Origin of the sequence: Flavobacterium sp., from assembly GCF_965277525.1 — a bacterium.
Lineage (GTDB): Bacteria > Bacteroidota > Bacteroidia > Flavobacteriales > Flavobacteriaceae > Flavobacterium.
The window spans coordinates 831280-856526 of the sequence record NZ_CBDIDC010000002.1 but is presented as its reverse complement, the minus strand read 5'-3'; the positions used below and the strand labels follow the sequence as shown (position 1 = coordinate 856526).

General features: G+C 36.8%; 18 protein-coding genes. 8 read left to right on the top strand and 10 right to left on the bottom strand.

Annotated features, from left to right (window positions below; all coding sequences use genetic code 11):
• Nucleotides 1-19: 19 nt before the first annotated feature.
• Both ACQY44_RS05740 and ACQY44_RS05735 read left to right on the top strand, forming a co-directional pair.
• Complete coding sequence (locus ACQY44_RS05740; protein ID WP_428229437.1) at nucleotides 20-7273, top strand: T9SS type A sorting domain-containing protein; 7254 nt, start codon at nucleotides 20-22, stop codon at nucleotides 7271-7273.
• 52 nt (nucleotides 7274-7325) lie between these two features.
• Nucleotides 7326-8171, top strand: a complete 846-nt coding sequence (locus tag ACQY44_RS05735; RefSeq protein WP_428229436.1) for an outer membrane beta-barrel protein — start codon at nucleotides 7326-7328, stop codon at nucleotides 8169-8171.
• 103 nt (nucleotides 8172-8274) lie between these two features.
• On the opposite strand, the gene ACQY44_RS05730 is transcribed toward ACQY44_RS05735, so the two are convergent.
• Complete coding sequence (locus tag ACQY44_RS05730) at nucleotides 8275-8733, bottom strand: hypothetical protein (protein ID WP_428229435.1); 459 nt, start codon at nucleotides 8731-8733, stop codon at nucleotides 8275-8277.
• 309 nt (nucleotides 8734-9042) lie between these two features.
• On the opposite strand from ACQY44_RS05730, the gene ACQY44_RS05725 reads away from it, so the two are divergent.
• The 4 genes from ACQY44_RS05725 to ligD all read left to right on the top strand — a co-directional run bounded on the left by ACQY44_RS05725 (nucleotide 9043) and on the right by ligD (nucleotide 12788).
• Nucleotides 9043-9168, top strand: a complete 126-nt coding sequence (locus ACQY44_RS05725) for a hypothetical protein (protein ID WP_428229434.1) — start codon at nucleotides 9043-9045, stop codon at nucleotides 9166-9168.
• A 23-nt stretch (nucleotides 9169-9191) separates the two neighbouring features.
• Complete coding sequence (locus ACQY44_RS05720; RefSeq protein ID WP_428229433.1) at nucleotides 9192-9650, top strand: hypothetical protein; 459 nt, start codon at nucleotides 9192-9194, stop codon at nucleotides 9648-9650.
• Between the two features lie 114 nt (nucleotides 9651-9764).
• On the top strand, nucleotides 9765-10220 hold the full coding sequence (locus tag ACQY44_RS05715; RefSeq protein WP_428229432.1) for a hypothetical protein: 456 nt from the start codon (nucleotides 9765-9767) through the stop codon (nucleotides 10218-10220).
• A gap of 15 nt (nucleotides 10221-10235) precedes the next feature.
• Nucleotides 10236-12788 (top strand): DNA ligase D, encoded by a 2553-nt coding sequence (ligD, locus tag ACQY44_RS05710; RefSeq protein ID WP_428229431.1) that lies wholly within the window; start codon nucleotides 10236-10238, stop codon nucleotides 12786-12788.
• Here ligD and ACQY44_RS05705 read toward each other — a convergent pair.
• From ACQY44_RS05705 to ACQY44_RS05695, 3 genes are all read right to left on the bottom strand, one after another.
• Nucleotides 12785-13555, bottom strand: coding sequence for a Ku protein (locus tag ACQY44_RS05705; RefSeq protein ID WP_428229430.1), 771 nt, complete (start codon nucleotides 13553-13555; stop codon nucleotides 12785-12787). The two genes, ligD and ACQY44_RS05705, sit on opposite strands and share 4 nt — an antisense overlap.
• 10 nt (nucleotides 13556-13565) lie before the next feature.
• Nucleotides 13566-13934: an STAS/SEC14 domain-containing protein gene (locus ACQY44_RS05700; RefSeq protein WP_428229429.1), complete on the bottom strand. Its 369-nt coding sequence runs from the start codon at nucleotides 13932-13934 to the stop codon at nucleotides 13566-13568.
• 321 nt (nucleotides 13935-14255) lie between these two features.
• Nucleotides 14256-16673, bottom strand: a complete 2418-nt coding sequence (locus ACQY44_RS05695) for a TonB-dependent siderophore receptor (protein WP_428229428.1) — start codon at nucleotides 16671-16673, stop codon at nucleotides 14256-14258.
• 327 nt (nucleotides 16674-17000) lie between these two features.
• Here ACQY44_RS05695 and ACQY44_RS05690 point away from each other — a divergent pair, with 327 nt between their 5' ends.
• Nucleotides 17001-18020: an SDR family NAD(P)-dependent oxidoreductase gene (locus ACQY44_RS05690; protein ID WP_428229427.1), complete on the top strand. Its 1020-nt coding sequence runs from the start codon at nucleotides 17001-17003 to the stop codon at nucleotides 18018-18020.
• Nucleotides 18021-18123: 103 nt separating this feature from the next.
• On the top strand, nucleotides 18124-18930 hold the full coding sequence (locus ACQY44_RS05685; RefSeq protein WP_428229426.1) for a helix-turn-helix domain-containing protein: 807 nt from the start codon (nucleotides 18124-18126) through the stop codon (nucleotides 18928-18930).
• Nucleotides 18931-18970: 40 nt separating this feature from the next.
• Here ACQY44_RS05685 and ACQY44_RS05680 read toward each other — a convergent pair whose 3' ends face one another.
• The 6 genes from ACQY44_RS05680 to ACQY44_RS05655 all read right to left on the bottom strand — a co-directional run bounded on the left by ACQY44_RS05680 (nucleotide 18971) and on the right by ACQY44_RS05655 (nucleotide 25235).
• A complete protein-coding gene (locus ACQY44_RS05680; RefSeq protein WP_428229425.1) occupies nucleotides 18971-19750 on the bottom strand; it encodes a methyltransferase domain-containing protein in 780 nt (259 codons plus the stop codon).
• Nucleotides 19751-20109: 359 nt separating this feature from the next.
• Complete coding sequence (locus ACQY44_RS05675; protein WP_428229424.1) at nucleotides 20110-21129, bottom strand: DUF2931 family protein; 1020 nt, start codon at nucleotides 21127-21129, stop codon at nucleotides 20110-20112.
• 207 nt (nucleotides 21130-21336) lie between these two features.
• Nucleotides 21337-22356, bottom strand: coding sequence for a DUF2931 family protein (locus tag ACQY44_RS05670; RefSeq protein ID WP_428229423.1), 1020 nt, complete (start codon nucleotides 22354-22356; stop codon nucleotides 21337-21339).
• Nucleotides 22357-22563: 207 nt separating this feature from the next.
• Nucleotides 22564-23583 carry a DUF2931 family protein gene (locus tag ACQY44_RS05665; RefSeq protein WP_428229422.1) on the bottom strand — a complete coding sequence of 340 codons (1020 nt, stop codon included), beginning with the start codon at nucleotides 23581-23583 and terminating at the stop codon, nucleotides 22564-22566.
• A 74-nt stretch (nucleotides 23584-23657) separates the two neighbouring features.
• Complete coding sequence (locus ACQY44_RS05660) at nucleotides 23658-25061, bottom strand: T6SS phospholipase effector Tle1-like catalytic domain-containing protein (RefSeq protein ID WP_428229421.1); 1404 nt, start codon at nucleotides 25059-25061, stop codon at nucleotides 23658-23660.
• 3 nt (nucleotides 25062-25064) lie between these two features.
• Complete coding sequence (locus ACQY44_RS05655) at nucleotides 25065-25235, bottom strand: hypothetical protein (protein ID WP_428229420.1); 171 nt, start codon at nucleotides 25233-25235, stop codon at nucleotides 25065-25067.
• Between the last annotated feature and the right edge of the window lie 12 nt (nucleotides 25236-25247).

Below are 25247 nucleotides of genomic sequence, written 5' to 3'. Positions count from 1 at the left end.
AATCTAATATCAGTACATTATGAAAAAACTTTACGTATTACTAATTCTTCTGTTTTTTACGATGCAGCAAATAACTGCACAAACAGTTGAAACATTTGAGAGTTTTACTCCAAATCTGCCGACTTTTACAAGTAGTGGGAAAACCTTTAATTTGAGTTCACCATTTGGCTTCACAGTCGTTACTTTTTCAGCCTTGGGATATAACCAAAGTACCAAATTTATACAGGTGGCAAATCCGGCAGGATCTTATGGCCAAACTGGAACTATTAACGCGGCAAGCGGTAATTTCAAACTCAACAACTTATGGCTTTTTGTATCCGGAAACTCTAGTGCAACTCCTGGAGTTACCAATGGCGGAGGAGCAGGATCAATTACTTTCAGAGGTAAACTTGCAGGTGCTACACAATTTACTGTTGTAAAAAATACAACGGGTGCTAATACAGGATTAGCTCTGCCAGGCAATGGATTCTTCTCAATTAATTTTGCCACCGAAGGGGGTACAGATAATACCAACTTCAGCATTGATCAGCTTGAAATTCAATTGAGCAGCAATTACGATTATTTTGCTATTGACAATTTTGGGTGGACTAATGTTGTGGCAACAGCTCCAACAGTTACAACAACAGCAGCTACAAATGTTGGTGCATTAAAAGCTACAGTAGGCGGTAATGTAACTGCAGACGGTGGAGGAACCGTAACTGAACGTGGTATCGTTTGGGGATTAACTGCTAATCCGACAACATCAGGAAATAAAATACAAATTGGGACAGGCAGTGGAGTATTCAGCGCTCTTTCTTCTTTTCCATCAGGAACAACAATAAATTATAGGGCTTACGCTATAAACTCAGCGGGTACTTCTTATGGTGCCAACATGACTTTTACGACAGGAGCGCCTCTTACAGCTACTGAGGCACAAACAGATGTAACCTGTTTTGGTGGGAGTGACGGAACCGCAACCGTAACGCCATCAGGAGGGGCAACACCTTATACCTATTCATGGACTACAGGAGCAACAACAGCTTCTGTTACAGGTCTTACAGCAGGAATTTATACTGTCTTGATTACTGACAATGAAGGAACATCAATTTCAAAACCTTTTACAATTGCACAGTCAGCAGGAAGTATTATAAGTATTACCGGAAATCCGCCTAACAGAACGATTTGTACCGGATCTAATACAACATTTAGTGCTACTGCTGTAAATGCTGTTACGTATCAATGGCAGGTTAATACAGGAAGTGGTTATACTAATATAACCAACGGAGGAGTTTATTCTAACGCTACTACTACTACTTTAACCATTACGGGAGCTACGGCCGGAATGAGTGGTTATACATATAGGCTTGTAGCCTCAGGACCATGTTCGCCAAGTGCAACATCAAATGGTGGAATAATAACCATTTCTAACGTAACTACCAGCATCACCGCACAAACAAATGTTAGCTGTTTTGGGGGCAGCAATGGTTCAGCTACTCTTTCTGCTTCTGGAGGAATAGGTCCTTATACTTACTCATGGTCTCCTACGGGAGGCACAGCAGCAACAGCATCCGGATTAGCTGCCGGAACCTATACAGTTACCGTTACAGATAATATTTTATGTACTAAAACACAAACTGTTACTATTGCGCAACCCATAGCTATTCTTAACGGGACTACGGCTACTACAGCAGTTTCTTGTTTTGGAGGATCTAATGGTACAGCTACTGTTACAGCCACAGGAGGTACACCTGGATATACGTATTCATGGGCACCATCCGGAGGTACAGGAGCAACAGCATCAGGATTAACAGCAGGAACTTACAGCGTGACTATTACGGATGCGAATTCCTGTACAAGAACGATAAACAACATTATTGTAGGACAACCTGCTTCCGGTATTACCGGAATTTCTGCCAGTACTCCAGTTTCTTGTTTTGGAGGTTCTAATGGTACAGCTTCTGTTACCGCTTCCGGAGGTACAGGAGCATATACGTATTTATGGTCACCAGTCGGAGGTACAGGAGCATCGGCATCAGGTCTTGCAGCCGGAACTTATAGCGTTACCATTACTGATGCCAATGCCTGTACAAGAACGATAAACAATATTATCGTAGGAGGCCCTGCTGCTATTCTTAATGGTACGGTTGCTACAACATCTGTTTCCTGTAACGGAGGAGCTAACGGTACTGCTACTGTTACAGCATCCGGGGGAACTCCTCTATATACTTATTTATGGTCACCAGCTGGAGGTACTGCGGCTACTGCATCAGGTCTTACAGCGGGAACTTATAGCGTTGTGATTACTGATGCTAACAGTTGTACAAGAACTATAAACAATATTATAGTTGGACAACCGCCAGTCCTTACTCCTACCCCTACACAAGTTAATGTAAGCTGTAATGGAGGATCAAACGGGTCAGCAACTGTTACACCAACCGGCGGAGCTGGTGGTTATAGTTACCTTTGGTCTAATGGAGCTACAACAAGTTCTATAACCGGTCTTGCTCAGGGTAACTATAGTGTCGTTATTACAGATGCAAATTCTTGTCCAACTACACAAAATTTTACCATAACACAACCTCCTGTATTAGTAGCTTCTCAAGGAACTATTAACAATGTTAGCTGTAATGGAGGATCCAACGGAAATGCAACTGTTGTTGCTACCGGAGGAGCTGGTGGATACACTTACTCATGGTCCCCTAGTGGTGGTACTGGTGCTACGGCAAGCGGGCTTACGCAGGGTACTTATACGGTAACCGTTACAGATGCGAACTCTTGTCAAACTACACAAGGTTTTACTATTACAGAGCCAGCACCATTTGCTGTGACCACTTCACAAACTGATATTTTATGTAATGGAGCTCCAACAGGATCTGCAACTGTAAACGTAACAGGCGGAGCTGGTGGGTATACCTACTCATGGGCACCAGCCGGAGGTACAGCAGCTACAGCTTCAGGATTAACAGCCGGAACTTATACGGTAATTATTGAAGATGCCAACTTTTGTCAAACGACAAGAAGTTTTACAATAACAGAACCTTCAGCACTAGTGGCAACGCAAGCGGCAATTACTAACATAGGTTGCTATGGTGATGCCACAGGATCTGCCAGCGTAGGCGTAACAGGAGGAACTGGTGCATATACTTATTCATGGGCACCATCTGGAGGTATTGGAGGTACAGCTTCTGGTCTTACAGCCGGAACTTATACAGTAACTGTTGAAGATGCCAACCTTTGTCAAACTACACAAAGTTTTACGATCACACAACCGGCGGCAGCTCTTTCTGCCACTACAGCTTCAACAGGTGTTACTTGTTTTGGCGGAACCAACGGTACTGCAAGTGTAACTGTATCAGGAGGAACTCCTGTCTATACTTATCTGTGGGCTCCTTTAGGAGGTACAACAGCGACTATTAGTGGCAGACCTGCAGGAGATTATACCTGTACGATCACGGATGCCAATGGATGTTCAATAATCAGAAATATAACAATTAGTAGCCCTGCTCAATTAGCCGGAACTGCTACAACAGTTGATGTTTCCTGTAATGGAGGCAGTAACGGTTCTGCTACTGTAACCCCAACTGGTGGAACTGGTGGCTATACCTATCTTTGGTCTCCTACCGGGGGATCTGCAGCTACTGCTTCAGGATTGAGTGCAGGAGCATATACAGTAACTATTGAAGATGAAAACACTTGTTCAACAACAGTAAATGTTACTATTGCTGAGCCTGCACCATTAAGCGTAATACCTTCTCAAACCGATGTTTTATGTAATGGTGCAGCTACCGGAACAGCTACTGTAACGGTAAGCGGCGGAACAGCAGGATACACCTATTCATGGTCGCCTTCAGGAGCTACAACTGCAACAGTATCAGGACTTACAGCCGGAACTTATATGTGTGCTATTATAGATGGTAATGGATGTATATACAATCAAAGTTTCACTATTAATGAACCTTCAGCCCTAAGTGCTACCACGAGCGAAATAAACGCTACCTGCTTAATTGGAGGACAAGCTTCTGTTACAGTTAGCGGAGGTGCAACACCATATACCTATTCTTGGACACCGTCTGGTGACACAACTGCATCCGTAACAGGATTGGTTGCCGGAAACCATAGTGTTTTAATTACAGATGCTAATGGTTGTACCTTAACTGAAAACTTTACTATCAATACCATCAATACACTGGTTGCTGCTACATCACATACCGATGTTTTATGTAATGGAGGCAATACAGGTTCGGCTACCGTAGTACCATCAGGTGCACCTGGTCCTTTTACCTATGATTGGTCTCCTTCAGGAGGTAATGCTGATACTGCCAACAACCTTACTGCGGGTAACTATAGTGTAACAATAACTTCTCCTAATGGTTGCTCAATTGTAAAAAACTTTACTATTAATGAGCCTGCCGCTATAGTCGTTATCCCAACACAAACTAATGTCTTATGTAATGGAGGAACTAACGGATCTGCTTCAGTAAGTGTAACGGGTGGAACCGGAGACTATACTTATGCATGGTCGCCATCTGGAGGAACTGCTGCTACAGCAACCGGACTTACTGCAGGGACTTATACCATAACTATTCAGGATGAAAACTTATGCCAAACGACACAAAGTTTCATTTTAACAGAACCTGCCGCGCTTACAGCTACTACTACTAGTACAAATGTTAATTGTAATGGAGCCAGTAACGGTTCTGCTACTATAACTGCGACTGGAGGAACTGGTGACTACACGTATGTTTGGTCTCCTACAGGTGGATCTTCAGATACAGCTACAGGACTAGCTCCGGGTAATTATACGGTAACTGTTACAGACGAAAATAACTGTAGCATAACTGAAAACATTACCATAACTGAACCAAGTGCATTAACAGCTTCTGTGGGAACTCTAACTAATGTTACCTGCAACGGAGCAAACAACGGTTCTGCAACTGTGAATGTTGTGGGAGGAACGGGTGCATATACTTATGTATGGTCACCATCAGGCGGAAATACAGATACAGCTTCAGGACTTAGTCCCGGCACTTATACCGTAACTGTAACAGATGAAAATAATTGTAACGCAACTCAAAACTTTACTATTGCTGAACCAGATCCACTAATAGCTTCTATCGGAAGTCAGGTTAATGTTTCTTGTAATGGAGGAGCTAATGGATCTGCCTCAGTAAATGTAACTGGCGGATTTGGAGATTATACGTATTCTTGGTCTCCATCAGGAGGTACCGGTTCTTTTGCAACTGGATTAACGGCAGGAGATTATACCGTGACCATACAAGATGAGAACTTATGTCAAACAACACAAAGTTTTACCATAACAGAACCTACCCTACTTACAGCTACCACAACTACTACAAATGTAAACTGTAATGGTGCAAATAACGGTTCTGCTACAATAACAGCGACTGGAGGAACTGGTGACTATACTTATGTTTGGTCTCCTACTGGTGGATCTTCAGATACAGCTACAGGACTAGCTCCGGGTAATTATACGGTAACTGTTACAGACGAAAATAGCTGTAGTGTAATTGAAAACGTTACTATCACTGAACCTTCTGTTCTTACTGCTACAGTTACACAAACTGATGTAACTTGTCTTGGAGCAGCTGACGGATTTGCTACTGCTACTGCAACAGGCGGAACGGGTACTTATAACTATCTATGGTCACCATCTGGTGGAAATGCTGCTACAGCAACAGGACTTGCCCCAGGAAATTATACAGTAACAATTACAGATGCTAACGGCTGTCAGACAACAAATCCTGTTACTATATCAACTATCCCTGATGTAACAGCACCAGTTCCTGATGTAACAAATCTACCGGCTATAACCAGTACTTGTTCCATTTTATCTTCCCAGATTCCTGTTCCAACAGCTACTGATAATTGTACAGGAACCATAAATGGTACAACAACTGATCCTTTAAGCTATACAACTGTAGGAAGTTATGTAATTACATGGCGTTATGATGATGGTCACGGTAATATTGCTACTCAGACTCAAACACTTAATGTAACGGCTTCTCCTCTTAATCTGGTAACTTTTAGCGATACTGCCTATACTTATGATGGAAATGTTCACGCCTTACAAGTGGCAAATCTTCCTGCCGGAGCTACTGTAGCATACACTATTACACCAACAGCCAGTACTCAAAATGGTGCAGTTAATGCCGGTGTTTATACGGTTACTGCAATAGTATCACCAGCTGCAACCACGCCTAATTGTTCTCCGGTTACGCTTACTGCGCAACTTACGATCAATCAAGCGGCACAACAAATTACTTTTGCTGCGATACCTCCAAAAACTCTTGGAGTTATCAACAACTTCAATTTAGAAGCTGCTTCAAATTCAGGTTTAGCCATTCGCTACTCTTTCACATACACTTCTGCCCTTCCTCCTGCTAATGTTTCTGCAGCTGGTCTGGTTAATCTGTTAAGATCAGGTGATTTGTTAATCGTAGCACATCAGGATGGTAATGCAAATTATTTACCTGCAGCAGATGTTTCGCAAATTCTTGTTATTAAAAACAACGATATAACAGTTGCTAAAATTACGGTTGGTAATAAGGTTTACCCAATTCCTGCTAAGGAAATTAAATACCTGATGAGTTGTGATGAAAACAATGTAAATGTTGCCATTCTAAACGAAACCGGTGCAATCATTACACCTTCAGCGAATTTTACTGTTCTAACTCCTAAACCGGGAATTTACACACAAAATGCAACCGTTACTTCTCAGGACGGAACAGTAAGTGCCACTTATACCATTATTGTAGAAAAACCATTCGGGTTTTATGATATTGTTCATCAAAAATTCAATAACGTTCTTATTGTCAACAACAATCCACAAACCAATGGAGGTTACGAATTTGTTTCTTACCAATGGTTCAAAAACGGACAACAAATAGGAACGGGTCAATATTACACAGCCGGAGAAGATTTAGGAAATAAATTAGATCCTTCAGCAGATTATAGTGTAAAAATGACTACCAAAGATGGAAAAATACTGCAAACTTGTACTGCCAGAGTGATAATACAAAAATCAATATCGGCTAAGCTATATCCTAACCCGGTGCTAACAGGAAAAACGATTACGGTTGAAGCAGACTTCCCTGCAGAAGAATTGGCAAACATGCAAATAAGCCTTTATTCTGTTTCTGGCCAATTGGTAAAAACATTGAAGTCTACTACAGTACTAACTGAAATTCAGTTACCTGATGCGGAGAGCAATATGTATGTTGTAGTTATTGAAACTGCCAATATCAAGAAAACACTAAAAGTAATTGTAAAATAAATAAAATCTGCCAGTACTGTTTTTGGATAGTACTGGCATAAAAAAAAACAAGATGAAAAAATATATACGAAACTATATAGCATCCATATCAATTGTTACGGTACTTTTAGGATCATGCCTAACTAGTTATGGACAGGATAAAAAGCAGGAATTATCAATCGCTGTAGGAGGACCATTTTCATTTCTGAAAAGTAAAACGGGAGATGTAGTACCGGGAAATGGCATAAGTGCAGGAATCCGATACTCCTATTACTTAAATGAAGGTTTAAGTATTGGTATTGGTGCTGAATATCAAACTTACAGATCTGACAACAAATATCAGTTTATTAGCGGACAATATAATGCTGTTGATTCTGAGAGTGAAGCTTTTCAGTTTAGATATAAAGCAACAGGTTTAAGAGAGACGCAAAAATTAAGTTATGTCAATATCCCAATTACGATTCAATTCGAAACTCCGGGGCCTACAAAATTATATCTTGCAGCAGGAGCCAAAATAGGATTTGCTACAAGCGGAACTTTTGAAGCAACGATGCAAAACCTGACAACCAGCGGGTATTATCCGCAGTATAATGTTGAATTGTTTGATCCGGCATTTGCAGGTTTTGAAAATGTAAACAACCTAAAAACAAGCAAACAAGATCTGAATACTGATGTCTCGTATTCCGCTACTTTTGAAACCGGTTTAAAACAAAATATTGGGGACAAAAGTGCTATTTACATAGGTGTTTACTTAGACTACGGATTGAATAATATCTATAAAGACAAAGAAAGCAAAAATCTGGTACAGTATGCTCCGGCATTACCTGTGCAGTTGCAATACAACAGTATTCTTGATGCTTCTAATTCATACGTTAGATTAGTCTCTTATGGACTTAAACTAAGATATGCGATTCGATAATAGTTATCACATTAAAAGTCAAAGACAAAGAATCACTTTTTGAATTCATAAAAAACTCCATTCGCCACGGTGAATGGAGTTTTTTTTTTGAATAACTTTAATATTAACTCTTACTTGCTGCTTTATTCTCTTTCTTATTGTACTGCGCCTGTGACTTCGATTTGCTCCAGTAAGTTATAATTGTTTTTATAACCTGCTTAAATTTTTCATAATCAAACGGCTTTACAAAATAGCTGTGCGTAGGCAAAGAATAGGGATCGATTACGAAACTTTGTTCAAATAATGTGGTAAAAAACAAATACGGACAATTGAATATGGTACCTACTCCATTATTATCGGGATTTGTTTCCATTACTTTATAATTCATGACATTCAATAATACAATATCAGAGAAGACTAAAAAAGGCTTAATATGATGACGAAGCATATAATTGCAGGCCGTTTCGGCAGTATTAAAATACAGAATGGGGTTTGCGTAGCTGAGTTCACTAAAAACCTCAATAAATAATTTGCGGTCTTCCTGTTTATTTTCTATTACTACAATGGGTCCTTTTTTATTCATAATCAAAACCTTTAAAATTCCTATATAAAGATGTGCTCTAATTTTACGCACAAAATTTTATGTAAATATTTTAAAAATAAGCATAAATAACTTACAAAATATTCTTTTCTGATTATATAATTTACATTTATAGTGATATCCCTAACAAATCAGCCTTAAAAATGTAAAATGCTGAAAATTATATAATTACTTGTTCAAATCTTATAAGTACCTTTTGATACGTTCCACCTAATTTTGACTTAACCTTTTAAAGTTCAATTACATGAGCAAAAAGGTTTTTATTAATCTATTCATTTAATATCAAACATTATGAACACTTCAAGCCACAAAAACAGCAGCACTACAAGTGCAAAATCATCAGATAAAAAAACAGGAACTTCTAAAAGTGCCGCAAAATCTGCCGATACTAAAAAGTCGACAACGACTAAAAAATAACAATCCTTTTACACTCACTAGATATGATAACAGGAAATAACAAAAATTACGGTCGGGATGACCGTAATTTTTATCATCCCGAAGATGATATCCGCATCGAATCTCAAAAAGAAAATGATATTTATGCCAGTAGTCCTGGCAATAATGAAAGTTATGTAGATGAGTATCAGAAAAGTCATGATGAAGAGCTTGATAATCAAGATCAAATTTTAAATCAGGATGAAGATTTTGATGATGAAGAGGATTTAGACGACGAATTTTCAGATGCACTGGATCGGGACGATGAAGAAGACGAATATTTCGATGATGAAGATCTTGACGAAAGTGACCTGGACGACGATCTGGTAGAAGATTATGACGAGAATGATCGTGAAATCGACAGTTTTACCACAAATACAAATCAGGATGAACTGGATCAGGAATACGATATCGATCAGGACCTGGAAGAAAAAGATCCTGTCAACAATCCCAGAGCGTTTTAAGCATAACGCCTCTTTACCTTAAAAATAAACCATTCGCTACAGCCAATGGTTTATTTTATTTTACCTGCAATACAACCGTTGCTTAACTAAAATGAATTAAAAACATACTCTGATATGGATATTTATATTTTTTTACAAATACTAATTGCCTCCATTGCGGCAACCTCTGCCATGACGCTATTTAGTTATGCGGCATCGGCAAGCTTTCGGGAATTATATAAAGAGCCTGTTTTACTTACCTTTATGCTCACCAAATTGCATATTGATGTATCCATTAAAACCAAAGCAACTTTAGCCTGGTTGTTGCATTATGCCATTGGATTACTTTTTGTTTTAGGATATTACCTGTTATGGGTACACGACATTTTGCCTATTTCATTCTTAACTGCCTTTTTATTAGGTTTTGTTAGCGGCATCATTGGCATTGTCGGCTGGATGATTATGTTTAAAATGAGCCATCACCAGCCTGATATCGATTTCAAAGGCTATTATTTTCAGCTTCTCCTTGCCCACATCGTTTTCGGGCTTGTTGCAACCGCAGTCTACTCCCTTTTTCTTTCATTCTTTTAATACTAGCAAAAGCATATGTCACTGTCTAAATACAATCAGAAAAGAGATTTTAAACAAACTCAGGAACCACAAGGAAAAGTTGGCAAATCAGTAAGCGAACTGATTTTTGTGGTGCAAAAACATGCTGCATCCCATTTGCATTATGATTTTAGGCTCGAGATGGATGGCGTCCTCAAAAGCTGGGCAGTTCCCAAAGGTCCTTCTATGAATCCTGATGATAAACGTCTGGCGATGATGGTCGAAGACCACCCTTACAGTTACAAAGATTTTGAAGGCACAATTCCTGCCGGAAATTATGGCGCCGGAAATGTTATTGTTTGGGATAATGGTACCTATACACCGGATGAACCTACTGATAATCCGGAAAAATCCCTGCTAGCCGATCTTAAAAAAGGATATTTAAGTTTTATTCTAAAAGGCAAAAAACTAAGAGGAGAATTCTCTTTGATCAAACTAAAAGGCAAACAGGAAAATGCCTGGTTATTAATCAAAAAACAGGATCCACACGCCACGGAAACTGATGTATTGAATAAAAATAAATCGGTGCTATCAGAAAGAACACTCGAAGAATTAGAAAAAAAATCAAAAAAAGCGGCCGAGAGTGCTCCTGAAAAAAAACCTTCAAAAAAACGCAATCCATCCTCTGGGCAGCCTGCCACTTTTATAAAGCCAATGCTTGCCAATACAAAAGAGAAAGCATTTGATGATGCACAATGGATCTTCGAAAACAAATACGACGGTTATAGGGCAATTTCTGTAATTAATCCCAACGAAGTACAATTATTTAGCCGGAATGAACTGTCTTTTAATTCTAATTTTAAACCCATTGCAGATGAATTACAAAAAGTAGATCATATTGCTGTTTTAGATGGCGAAATTGTGGTAGAAGACGAAAACGGAAAAGCTAATTTTCAACTGCTTCAAAACTACCTTAAAACAGGTTTAGGAACCTTAAAATATTATGTTTTTGATCTCCTGAATTTAGATGGTAATCTCCTTACGGATTTATCTTTGCTTGACCGAAAACAATTACTCAAAATCCTATTCAATAAATATGATTTTACCAATGTTTTGTACTCTGAACATACGGTAGAAAAAGGCATTAACCAATTTGATCTCGCACTACAAAATAAGGGCGAAGGCATAATTGCCAAAAAAGCCGATAGTACTTATCTTCCGGGCAAAAGAAGCAATGACTGGCTTAAAATTAAAATTGCAAATGAAGAAGAAGCAATTATTATTGGAGTAACCCAACCCAAAAAATCGAGACAATATTTTGGGGCCATATTATTGGGCCAGTATTACGGAAAAAGGCTTCAGTTTATAGGCAAATGCGGAACCGGTTTTACAGACGCTACATTAAAAGAATTGTATACAAAGCTCCAGCCCTACTTTGTTGATGCATCTCCGCTTAGCGAAAAAATGATGCTGAGAGATGCGATTCAATGGGTAAAACCCAAACTGGTTTGTCAGGTAAAATTCTCAGAATGGACAAACGACAAACATTTAAGACATCCGGTTTATCTGGGGTTAAGAATCGATAAAAAACCCACTGAAGTTTTTATACCTTCTGCTATAAAATCAACTAATACAATTGAAACGGAACTAAAAAAGGATACCATGAAAGAGCAACCTAATGCTAAAACAGACAACGATTACGATTTAAAAATAGGAAAAACCACTTTGCATCTCACCAATCAAAACAAGATATATTTTCCTGACGATGGCATTACCAAAGGAGAAATTGTACAATATTATAATGAAGTTGCTGATTTTATTTTGCCTTATCTAAAAGATCGCCCGCAATCGATGAATCGTTTTCCTAACGGAATCAACGCTCCGGGCTTTTATCAAAAAGATGTCGATGTCGATAAGATTCCGTCGTGGCTTAAAACCAAAAAAGTTTTTTCAGAATCGAATGAAGAATATTTAAATTATCTGATTTGCAACGATAAACAAACCTTGCTTTACATGGCAAATTTAGGCTGCATAGACATGAATCCGTGGAATTCGACCGTAAAACACATTGAAAATCCGGACTGGCTTGTCATTGACATTGATCCTGACAAAGATAATTTTGAAGAAGTGGTACAAACAGCCTTAACCGTAAAAGAAGTTCTCGATGAGCTGGAAACAGATGGTTATTGCAAAACTTCAGGCGCAAGCGGTTTGCATGTTTATATTCCGCTTGCGGCGCAATATGATTATGATTCTATCAAAATTTTAAGCGAATTGCTGGCGATAGAAATTCAATCCCGTTTGCCTAAAACCACATCTTTAGAGCGAAGTATCAAAAAAAGAAACCACAAAATTTACATCGATTATCTGCAAAACCGACGCGGACAAACTCTGGCAGCACCGTATTCAGTAAGACCGAAACCAGGTGCAACGGTTTCAACTCCGCTAGAATGGGAAGAAGTAAATTCGAAACTACATCCATCCCAATTTACCATCAAAAATGTGCTGAAACGTTTTGAGAAAAAAGGCGATTTATGGAAACCCGTTTTAGGAAAAGGCGCCAATATCAAAAAGATATTACATAAACTGGAAAATAAAAATCCTCACTAAGAGGATTTCTTTTTTTCCAGACTTGCTTTCAGCATCGCCATTAAATCGTCGCTTTGTTTGTGTACGACTTTTAATTTTGGAGCTGCTTGTTTTTTGCCTTTTGCTTTGTTTTTAATAATTTGCAAAAGTTTGGCGGTATATTCGTCTTTATAAGCGCTGATATCAAATTTTTCCGTCAGCTGATCGATTAATTTTTCGGCCATATCCATTTCCTTCGTGGCTTTTTTAGAAGCCGGAGGAAGTTTTAATTCAGTAGTATCCCTGATTTCCTGCTCAAACCTAATTCGGTTTAATACTATTACATTTTTGTACGGTTTCAAAATCGCCAGGCTTTCCTTGTTTCTCAAAACAAAACTCGTCACGCCTACTTTTCCGGATGCTTCAAGCGCATCACGAAGCAAAGCATACGCATTCATCGCACCTTTATCAGGTTCCAGATAATACGGCTGTTCGTAATAAATACTATTGATTTCATTTTCCAGAGTAAAACTCTGAATGTCTATTGTTTTGGTTTTCTCAGCATCAGCTGCTTCAAAATCAGCATCTTCAAGTATCACATATTTATCGTCGATTTTATATCCCTTTATAATATGGTCATAAGACACTTCTTTTCCGGTATTTTCATTCACCCTTTTAAATTTGATGTTGGCATGATCTTTTTCATCCAGCATATCCATATCAAGTGTACTTTCCTGCACGGCAGAAAATATTTTAATGGGAATATTAATTAACCCAAAACTGATTGATCCTGTCCATATTGCTCTCATGATAATACGTTTATAAAGTTGAATTTCCTTCGACCCATTTCAGGGCTTTATTAAAAGCTCCCTTTTTGAAACCACGTAATTCTCCGGTGGTATTAAATGTAAATCCATCATTAAAATTCATTTCATCCGAATCGGAAACGATAGCAACCCTGTTCCAGTTTTCAAATTGCTGCAATCCAAGAACGGCATCGTGAAACCATGCATTTTCAGTAAAATTCTGAACATCTGTATCCAGTGCAAACAAAAAATTAATTTCGTTGGATTCCTTTGATAATCCTTCTAATTCAGGAAGTATAACGGTTTTAAAATCAGCTGTTGTTACTTGTCCAAGTGCTCTAAAAGCAATTAAATTCTTTGCTGTTTCTATTTTATGTATCATAATGATTATGGTTTGAATTGTTGTTCTAATGAGATCTATTTCAGAGGATTAAAATTAATTCAGTTCCAGGTCAGAAATTTTACACGATTATAGGCGGAGATTACAAAACTTCAATAACCTGATTGAAGCAATAAAAATCTGAGAAGTAAAATATTTATATATAAAAATCAATTTAAGTCCCGGAGGGATGACGTATTTATAGAAAAATTAGAATTTTTTGAACCGGAACCCCGCCGGGGTGAAATATTAAATCATAAAAAAGGGAATACTTCAAAATGAAATATTCCCTTTTTTGACTCTAAAAATGATTCAATAATGCACTTAAAATTTAAACGTAATATTTGCTGTAATACGCGTCGGGTTTTGCGCTGCAAGCCTGTACGACCAGTACTTTTCATTCGTTAAATTGTCTACTTTAAGTCCAAGTCTGTATCGGGGCTGATCATAAAAAAGTGAGGCATCTAAAACCGTATAGGACGGAATAGAAAATTTGAAAGTTGTGGTATTCGTCTGGTAATATTCACTGCCGTAAATACCCCCAAAACCAAATCCCAGACCTTGTGCAGCACCGTTTACAATTCTATAACTTGCCCATAAATTGGCCGTTCTCGGAGATCCCGCAGTGGTTGGTCGTAATCCCTGAACGCTTGCATTACTTTTTTCGTATTTACTGTCATTATAGGTATAACCTGCTACGATATTTAATCCTGAAATTGGGTTCGCAATCAATTCCGCTTCAAAACCTTTACTCACCTGAGTTCCGTCCTGAATAGAGAAGTTAACATGATCCGGATCATCGCGTGTAATATTAGTAACCTGAATATCATAATAACTAAGGGTAGCCGATATTTTATTCAAATCAAATTTAAAACCTCCCTCATATTGATTCGCCTGATTGGGTTTGAACGTATTTCCATTAAAATCAGAACCCGAAACATTGCTAAAACCATTCATATAATTACCAAAAACAGCAATTTTGTCTTTCATAATTTGATACACTACTCCCAATTTTGGTGAAAATGCCGTTTGATTATAATTTCCTGCAATAGAATCTTTACTAGGATAATAAGTTCCTTTGTTTTCATATCGGTCTACACGAATACCTCCCATTACCAATAATTTGTCGGTTACGTTCAAAACGTCCGAAACATAGGCGCTGTACGTATTTTCATTATTCGATACAAAATTGTTGAATTTTATTTTAGGATCAAGAAACAGCGGAGCCACTTTATCTACATTAAAATTGTTATAAGCATCGCCCGGTTTTTTATAATCCATAGCCGGCATGTTTACAATAGCATCATTACGGGTCGCACGAAGGCTGTAAAAATCCAAACCTGCCACTACCCTGTTCTTGAGTTGACCAATTTTAAAAATACCAATAAAATTCTGTTGGATATCCGTTCCGTAAAAAGGCGATTCCTGATACGTAACCTGTTGTCTCAATGTTGTTGGAGACATCATTTGCAAGGACACCGTATAACCATCAGACGAAGATCTTGTTCTGGATATCACCGTTTGAGACGTCCATTCCTCCGACATTTTATACTTCAACTGTGCAAAAATATTATACTGTTGACTGGTATAATTAATGGTATTATTAGCAAAAGATAATTTATACGGAATATTAAGGGCTTCGATACTGCTTTCTGTTCCTTTTACGACAAACGGCGCAAGTCTTGTTGGCGAAGTCGCTTTATACATGCTAAATTCTGCGTCGATTAAAAGCGTTAAACGATCATTTATTTCATATGAAAAACTTGGAGCAAAAGAAAAATTTCTATTAAATCCTGCATCCTGAAAACTTCTTTCACTATGCAAAGCCGTATTGATTCTTAACAAAGCCGTCTTGTCTTCGTTTATGGGCGTATTAATATCAGCTGTCAATCGGTTAAGATCCCAACTTGCTGCTGAATAGGATATTTCACCTTTAAAACTGTCAAAAGGCTTTTTAGTAACACGATTAAACAATCCTCCAAACGATGATAATGTACTTCCAAAAAGTGTTGCTGATGGCCCTTTGATCACTTCGATACGTTCTAAATTTGAAGGATCGATTGTCGTATAAGTAAAACTTCCTACCCCATTTCTAACCAATTGCGGTGTAGGGAAACCTCTTGATATAGAAGTAGTTCTTCCTTGGTTTCTCACTTCGGCAATACCGGCTCCCGGAACGTTTTTAAAGGCACTATTATAATCTGTAACCACTTGCTCTTTCATTAATTCCTTGCTTACAATGACGTAAACCTGAGAATTTTCGATATTCTTTAAAGGCATTTTAGCCACGTCGATACTTTCTTTCTTTGCAAAACGATTTCCTCCCGTACGAATCACAACATCTTCAAGATTCTCAACAGATGAATTTACTCTGATATCTACCGTGGCTGATGGAGCTTGTTCTGTAATCTCAGCCGTTTCTGTAGAAGACGCATATCCTGACATGGTAACCTCTACTGTATATTTTCCAAAAGGTACTTTCTTAAACTCATAATTTCCCGATGCATTCGTTACTGCGGTTCTGTTATTTTCAATTAACCTGACGATAACCCCCTGACTTGCATTTCCGTCATTCGTTATAATAGTACCTGAAATTTGTCCTGTTGCAGCTGTTTGAGCCTGAAGCAATCCTCCACTCATCAACAAACCGAACAGGATAAAAGAAAGTTTTTGTTGAAGATTTTGTATCATTTTACCTGAAGTTCTTAAAAAACAGGCAGTTGATAATATTTTTGTTGTCATGTTATTATTATTTAAACCAATTCTAAATTAAGGCGCAAATGAACAATATTTTTTCTGATCTATCAAGTCAGAAAAGGCAATTTTTTTTCAAAAAATCACTTTTAAATAAATGTTGAAATAACGCTGAAACAAACGTTTAAGAATTTTATTACTGAAAGTGATTCTTCATGTAAGCAAGGATTTCCCCAAAGCCAAACCCAAAAATTAAATTTTGTCCGATTGGAATTTTTAGATGACATTTTAAACAAAGTAAATTGACGTTTTAAACAAAATGGAATCTCTCATGTTGCTATAATTTTGTCCTCATAACAAATAACATTTATAAAAATGAAAACAAATAATTATCAGGGAGCCTTGCAAAAACCTTTAGGATCAGGATTTAATGCGAAATCAACAGTACAAGAAATCATCGCAGGAATTGACCTTACGGGAAAAGTGGCGATTGTAACAGGTGGCCATACCGGAATTGGTTTAGAAACGACCAAAACACTTTCAAACGCCGGAGCAACTGTAATTGTTGCAGCAAGAGATTTGGTAAAAGCCCATAAAAACCTCAAAGGAATTGCCAATGTCGAATTAGAGCCATTAGATTTCATGAACCCGGAAGCTATCGATGCGTTTGCTCTTGATTTTTTAGCCTCAGAAAGACCTTTGCATCTCCTCATTAATAATGCAGGAATTATGTGGGTACCGTTACGCAGAGACGATCGTGGTTATGAATCTCAATTAGTGACCAATTATTTAGGGCAATTTCAACTGACTGCAAAATTATGGCCGGCCCTAAAAAAAGCAAATGGAGCCAGAGTCCTGAATGTATCCTCATACGGACATCAAATGGCGCCTTTTAATTTTGATGATCCTAATTTTATTCATCGCGATTATGATACTCTGCAAGGGTATGGACAATCAAAAACCGCTTGCAATTTGTTTGCACTTGAACTCGACAATCGCGCCAAAGAATTCAATGTCAGAGCTTATTCTCTACATCCCGGAAGTGTTTTGGGAACTGATTTAGGAAGAGAAGAACCCATAGAACTCTTCAAACAAATAGGAACTCACGATCAGCAAGGCAAGATCAAACCGGAAGTGGCTAGTTTGCTAAAAACAATTCCGCAGGGAGCAGCCACTACCATCTGGTGTGCTGTAAGCCCAATACTTAATGATATTGGCGGCGTATATTGCGAAGACGCTGATATTGCCGAACTTGACTTAGGAAATATCGAACACCGTTACGATGATCCGTCGACAATTCGTGGGGTACAGCCCTACTCCTTAGATCACGATAATGCCAAAAGGTTATGGGATTTAAGCGAAAGAATGACTGGAATAACATTTGATATCAATTAAATAAGGTTCCGATAGAAAATATAAATACCACCGGAGATTGTTATCTTTGATTGATCGAAAAGAACAAATTTGGTGGTATTGCATTAAACTAATACGATTGCAAATGGAACATGTCTCAAAATATCTAACTCCCGAAATTAAACTTTCCTGTTACGAGGATAAATTCTTTAAATCAGATTTGGTTTTTGACGATCATATGTTGATTTGGTTCATTTCAGGAGAAACAAAAATCATTCAGGCCGATGCTACTTTTACGTTTAAGTCGGGTGATATATTTCTGATTCCAAGAAACTTACTTGCCACCATTATCAATTATCCTAAAAATGGCCAGCCTCATAAAACGGTTGTTATGCATCTTTCGGCCAAACGCCTAAAAGAGTTTTATAAAAATATTGATTTAGATTCCAAAAGAACTTCAGAGCAAAAAATTATCAGTTATAAAAATCATCCGTTATTAGAGAGTTGTCTGACATCTTTAATCCCGTATTTTGATGTCGAAGGCGATTTTCCGGAAAACCTTGCCTCTTTAAAAATTACCGAAGCCATTAGCATTTTAAGGGAAATTGATAAAGGAATTGATACTATTTTAGCCAACTTTGACGAACCCGGCAAAATAGATCTGATCGATTTTATGCAGCGCAACTTCATGTTTAATATGCCAATGGAAAAATTAGGTTATTTAACCGGACGCAGTTTATCTACTTTTAATCGGGATTTCAAAAAGTATTTTAATACAACCCCACAAAAGTGGCTGACTCAAAAAAGACTGGAATTAGCTCATTATTTATTAGCTGAAAACAAGAAAAAGCCAACTGAGATTTATTATGAAGTAGGTTTCGAAAACTTATCGCATTTCTCGTATGCTTTTAAAAAGCAATTTGGTTATGCACCCACTTCTCTAAAAATTTGAATTTGTTTGCCTGCATCTTTTTAAAATCTGCGTGAAAATTTTAAACGCATAGCGATCCTTTCCTACCATAAAGCAAAATCCTTTTAAAAGAATAAATCGCCGGAAGTTTCGGGAAATGTTCTGCGATTCGCTCTTTATAGGTCTTAATAAAAAGCGCTTGTTCCTCCCCTTTCAAACGTTCTATATATGGAATCAGAGCCGAACCCGAAATAAAATTATAAAGCGTTTCATGATCGTTCGCAATTATCGGATATACTTTTTGTAGAATCTGAAGATCTTCTAACCCGCCATCAAAAAGAATTTGGGCGTATTCGTCTATACTTAAAACAGGGGAATCTCTTTTGTAACCTTTCAAATAGGTTTTAAAAGGTTCTTCCTCTACTAATTCGGCAAGAATTACATTGAGTTTATTTTCTGGTTGAACCGGCATTTGTACGGCAAATTGCCCTTTTGGGTTCACGAGTTTTATTAAGTCAGCGAATAAAGTTTCATGATCATTTGACCATTGCAAAGCCGCATTACTAAAGATCAAATCCCATTTTTCGGCCGAAGCTAATGTTTCCTCGGTCGTGGCTTTACGAAAGTGCAGATTGTCTGTTTCTAAAGACTTTGATTTCTCGAGCATTTCTGCTGAAGAATCGACACCCAGAAAATCAGCTTCTTTGAACTTATTCGCCAAAATTGCCGTTTGTTCTCCCGTACCGCACCCTAAATCAATGGCTTTCATTCCGTTTACCGGCTGAATAAAATCGGCCAGATCATAAAAAGGCTGATAACGAATATTTTTGAACTTATTATATATTTCCGGATTCCAGGGCATTTTAAGTTATTTTAGATATTTCATTTCGATCAGAATATTTACTAATCAAAATAAAATGGAGTTACTAATGACTAAGATACAAAATTCTTATTGGTTTTATTTAGGAGCTTTATCCAGCTCCCGAAGCTTCGGGACTATCTTTTATTTTCTAAAGAAAAAAATAAAAGGATGCCGCTTCTATCTGGGCTAGGAAAATTATTTTTATAAGATATAATCGAAAAATATAATTCTCTTTTTTGATCACAGTTTTAATTAAAAGAAAAATATCAATGATATAATATAACATCCAATTGCTTACACTCTGCGAAGTCACTTGACGTGCGACTTTGTACAACTAGACTAAGAAAATTGCTTTATGCCTAATACGGAATTGGCTTTGTAAACGATTCCTGCGAAATAATAGCTTCTTTCATATCGATTTCTGATGTCGTAGTTTTTAGTTTTATTGTAATTCCTTTTGTTTCTCGTGGTTTTGTATTTCGATCGATTTCAATACTAAATTGAATACCTTCATTGGGCTTAATTTGCTCAAAAATTGCCATTGCTTTTTTTTCATCAAAAAACACATCACTTTCCATACGTCTGTCATTGATATCGTGCCAGACCACATTTAGCTTTCTTGGTATAGCGCGCTGCTGTATAGGCATTATATTATTATTTAAACTCAAAAAAATAGATTCAAATTCGCCATTGATATAATTAATCCCCAGTGTTTCTACTTTATCCTCAGCTTTAACTACAGGGTTTAAATGATATTTCTTGAAAAGCTTTTCCCAATACCCAAATGGTATTGTGCCCTGAGCAATTTGATCTTTTATTTCTTGGGGTAAATCCTTAGTCATAACTGAGACTACTTTATCAATTCCTTTTCTGTCTTTCATTATTTCATGTGCAATACTCCAATCAACGTTTTCGTCTTCATGCGCCTGATAACGACCAACTATAGTCATGTTTGAAGGACTAAAAACATATAAGACAACCATACCACCGGGAAATAATCCTGCATTGATCGTAAAATCATAATCTTTTACAATTCCTACTTTTTTAGTTTCTTTATCCCAATAAGGTCTTTCACTGCCATTGATCATTAAGGCTTCTATTTTTTCTGAATCAAGTTTAAAAATCCCGGAATAACTTTTGTTCTCAGTAAAAGACATCCAGGTAATGTCTAATGTTTTGGGGGATACTCCTGTAGCTTCACCTGAGGATGAACCATCATTATCACCTAAATAACGACTATTAATCACTCTATTAAATGGCATGTAGACGTAGCCACTTTCTGGGGTATTCCCCACTATTAGATGACCTGAAAAAATTTCAGCTGGATAATTTTTCGGAGTACACACGGATGCATCCCAAAAATATTTTTTTTGTTTCATAGTATTTTGACAAGAGATTAATGTGAAATTGCACAAAATAATAAGTGCAATAAATTGTGTTGTTTTTTTCATGCTGATCCTGCTATTATTTTTCGTTTCCAGATAATATTGCTCTGAGTATCTTGTGTAGGTTCCATACCTATGCCATCCATACTGGCAGAACAGTGCAAATATTGATTCCTTAATTCTCTTGTCAAACTAATACAACTAATACGGAATTGGCTTTGTAAACGATTCCTGCGAAATAATAGCTTCTTTCATATCGATTTCTGAAGTCGCCGTTTTTAGTTTTATAGCAATTCCTTTTGTTTCTCGTGGTTTTGTATTTCGATCGATTTCAATACTAAATTGAATACCTTCATTAGACTTAATTTGCTCAAAAATTGCCATTGCTTTTTTTTCATCAAAAAACACATCACTTTCCATACGCCTGTCATTGATATCGTGCCAGACCACATTTAGCTTTCTTGGTATAGCGCGCTGCTGTATAGGCATTATATTATTATTTAAACTCAAAAAAATAGATTCGAATTCGCCATTGATATAATTAATCCCCAGTGTTTCTACTTTATCCTCAGCATTAACTACGGGATTTAAATGATATTTCTTGAAAAGTTTTTCCCAATACCCAAACGGTATGGTTCCGTTCTTAATTTGATCTTGTATTTCTGGAGGCAGATCTTCATTCATATAATTAACATATTCAGTAATACCTGCCTTATCTTTCATTGAAGAATGTGCTACTTTCCAATCAACATTATGATCCGCATGCGCCTGATATCTTCCTACGATAGTCATATTTGAAGGACTAAAAACATATAAGACAACCATACCTCCGGGAAATAATCCTGCATTAATAGCAAACCGATAATCTTTAGCAATTCTAACTTTTTTTAATTCTTCGTCCCAAAGAGGCCTTTCGCTGCCGTTGATCATTAAAGATTCTATTTTCTCTGAATCGAGTTTAAAAATCCCGGAGTAACTTTTATTTTCACTATAAGACATCCAGGTAATGTCTAATGTTTTTGGTGATATTCCTGTAGCTTCTCCTGAGGACGAACCGTCATTATCACCTAAATAGCGACTATTTATTATTCTATTAAATGGCATGTAGACGTAGCCACTTTCAGGGGTATTACCCACTATTAAATGCCCTGAAAAAATTTCAGCTGGATAATTTTCAGGAGTACATACGAATGCAGTCCAGGAATATTTTTTTTGTTTCATATTGTTTTGGCAAGAAATTAGTATAAAATTGCACAAAGTAATAAGTACAATAAATTGAATTGTTTTTTTCATGGTTAACCTGCTATTATTTTTCGTTTCCAGATGATATTGCTTTGAGTATCTTGTGTAGGTTCCATACCTATACCATCCATACTGGCAGAACAGTGCAAATATTGATTTCTTAATTCTCTTGTCAAACTAATACAACTAATACGGAATTGGCTTTGTAAACGATTCTTGCGAAATAATAGCTTCTTTCATATCGATTTCTGAAGTCGTAGTTTTTAGTTTTATTGTAATTCCTTTTGTTTCTCGTGGTTTTGTATTTCGATCGATTTCAATGATAAATTGTATACCTTCGTTAGGTTTAATTTGTTCAAATATTGACATTGCTTTTTTTTCATCAAAAAACACATCGCTTTCCATACGTCTATCGTTTATATCATGCCAGACTATATTTAGTTTTCTAGGTACAGCACGTTGCTGTATTGGCATAACATTATGATTCAGGCTCAAAAAAATAGACTCAAATTCGCCATTGATATAGTTAAGTTTAATAGTTTCAACTTTATCCTCCTCTTTAACTACAGGTGTTAAATGATACTTTTTTAAGAGGGTTTCCCAATATCCAAACGGTATGGTTCCGTTCTTAATTTGATCTTTTATTTCTGGAGGAAGATCTTCATTCATATAATTAACATATTCAGTAATACCTGCCTTATCTTTCATTGAAGGATGAGCTAATTTCCAATCAACGTTATGGGCTTCCTGCGCCTGATACTTTCCTACAATAGTCATACGTGAGGGACTAAAAACATATAAGACGACCATCCCACCTGGAAATAAACCCGCATTGATCGTAAAATCATAATCTTTTACAATTCCTACTTTTTTAGTTTCCTGATCCCAATATGGTCTTTCACTACCATTAATCATTAAGGTTTCTATTTTCTCTGAATCGAGTTTAAAAATCCCGGAGTAACTTTTGTTCTCTGTAAAAGACATCCAGGTAATGTCTAGTGTTTTTGGTGATATTCCTGTAGCTTCATCTGTAGAGGGGCTAAAATTCTGACCAAGATACTTAGTATTTATAATACAGTCAAAAGGAAGATAAGCATATCCGCTTTTAGGTGTATTACTAAAAATTAGATGTCCCGAGAAGATTTCAGCAGGATAGTCTTTGGGCGTACAGGCAGCTGTTGACCAAAAATATTCTTTATTTTTCATATTATTTTGACAAGAGATTAGTGCAAAATTGCATAAAGTAATAAGTGCAATAAATTGAATTGTTTTTTTCATGCTTATCCTGCTATTATTTTTCGTTTCCAGATAATATTGCTTTGAGTATCTTGTGTAGGTTCCATACCTATGCCATCCATACTGGCAGAACAGTGCAAATATTGATTCCTTAATTCTAATAATACATTGTGGTCTCCTACCATACTATCAAATTCATCTGCCTCTTTTTGGCTATGCCAGACATTTTTTCTTTTTGCCTCAATTTGCTTGTTGGTATAAAACTTTAATCTTGCTTTACCATCAAATGCATATTGATCAATTCGCATTTTTATATTATTTAACTCTTTTGGAATTTTATAATCTTTGTCTAAAATTTTGTATTTCCACGGGATTTTATATTTGCGTTTTCCAAATTCTGCCATTAGATGCAGGGTCACTAAGCTATATTCATTACTAAGACTTTCTCGCGTTCCTTTTAAATAATAAGGGGTCAAACTGGGTAATTGTTTTAATTCATGAGATTTAAACCATCCCTGTTCGATTACATATTTTTTTTCTTCTTCGATTTTAGATCCGGTTTCGGTAAGTATTACAACTTCTTGTTCTCCATTTTTATATCCTCCGCCAATGTCTGAGTGACATCCAGGCAGAGTTAACTCTATACTATTGGCTCCGGCACTGGCAATATTGGTAAGTGGGAAATTTTTTCGATGTTCATCCTCAGCCGTTAGATGCACTGTAAAACCCACGTTTGATATTTTTAATGGTACTTTATCAACCTCTACATCGTCAAATACATTATCGCCGTAAGAAGACACAGTATCATAAATACCTAAAAGGCGAACTTTGATGCGAACTGGTTTTGTTTTATAATCCAGCTCTTTAAAAGCTTTTCCTAAATACCCCAGATCAAAACTTTTTTTATCCCCGGAAGTTTTCTTTTTATACAGCTCGTTTACAAAAATACGGGCAGCCGCTGCACCACGGCTAAAACCAAAAACATCAAGATATAAAGTACTGATACTTATTTCATTTTCTTTTTTCAATATCGTAACAACATCAAAACATCCTTTTTCTACTTTTTCAAAAAGTCCTGTTTCTCCTGTACCTTTTGCCTGACCACGAGTAAAATCACCATAATAGCTCAATGTTTCATCTTTATTTATATCCGGATTTTTGGTTCCAATACCTTCAACATAAATAGTATAATAATGTTTTTCAGCATCGTATAAGTAGGTTTTTTGGAGCCTATCAATATTAGAATGATCATTACTATAACTGGTATTTGAACCATCATTATTTGATGAATACGTATTTTTTAATTTAGGGTTATTTCTTCTTCCCTCAATATTTTTACGATTGTTCGAAGTTCCGTCAAAAAAAACTCCCATATAAACATCATTAAGTTCTTTGTTATTTTCTTTAGGAGGTACAAAGCGTGGTGCACCAAATATTATGTTCGACATAGTTTATGATTTATTACCTCTTATTTGTATTTTATTTCCTGAATACAAAGTCAAATTTTCTTTTGTAGCCACTATCTCGATCTTTTCACTGGTTTCATAGAATGCTTTAGAATAACAGGTATACACATTACTAATTTTTATTTTAAGATTCTTTGCTGTTTTATAAATTGCCATAAATAAATTTTA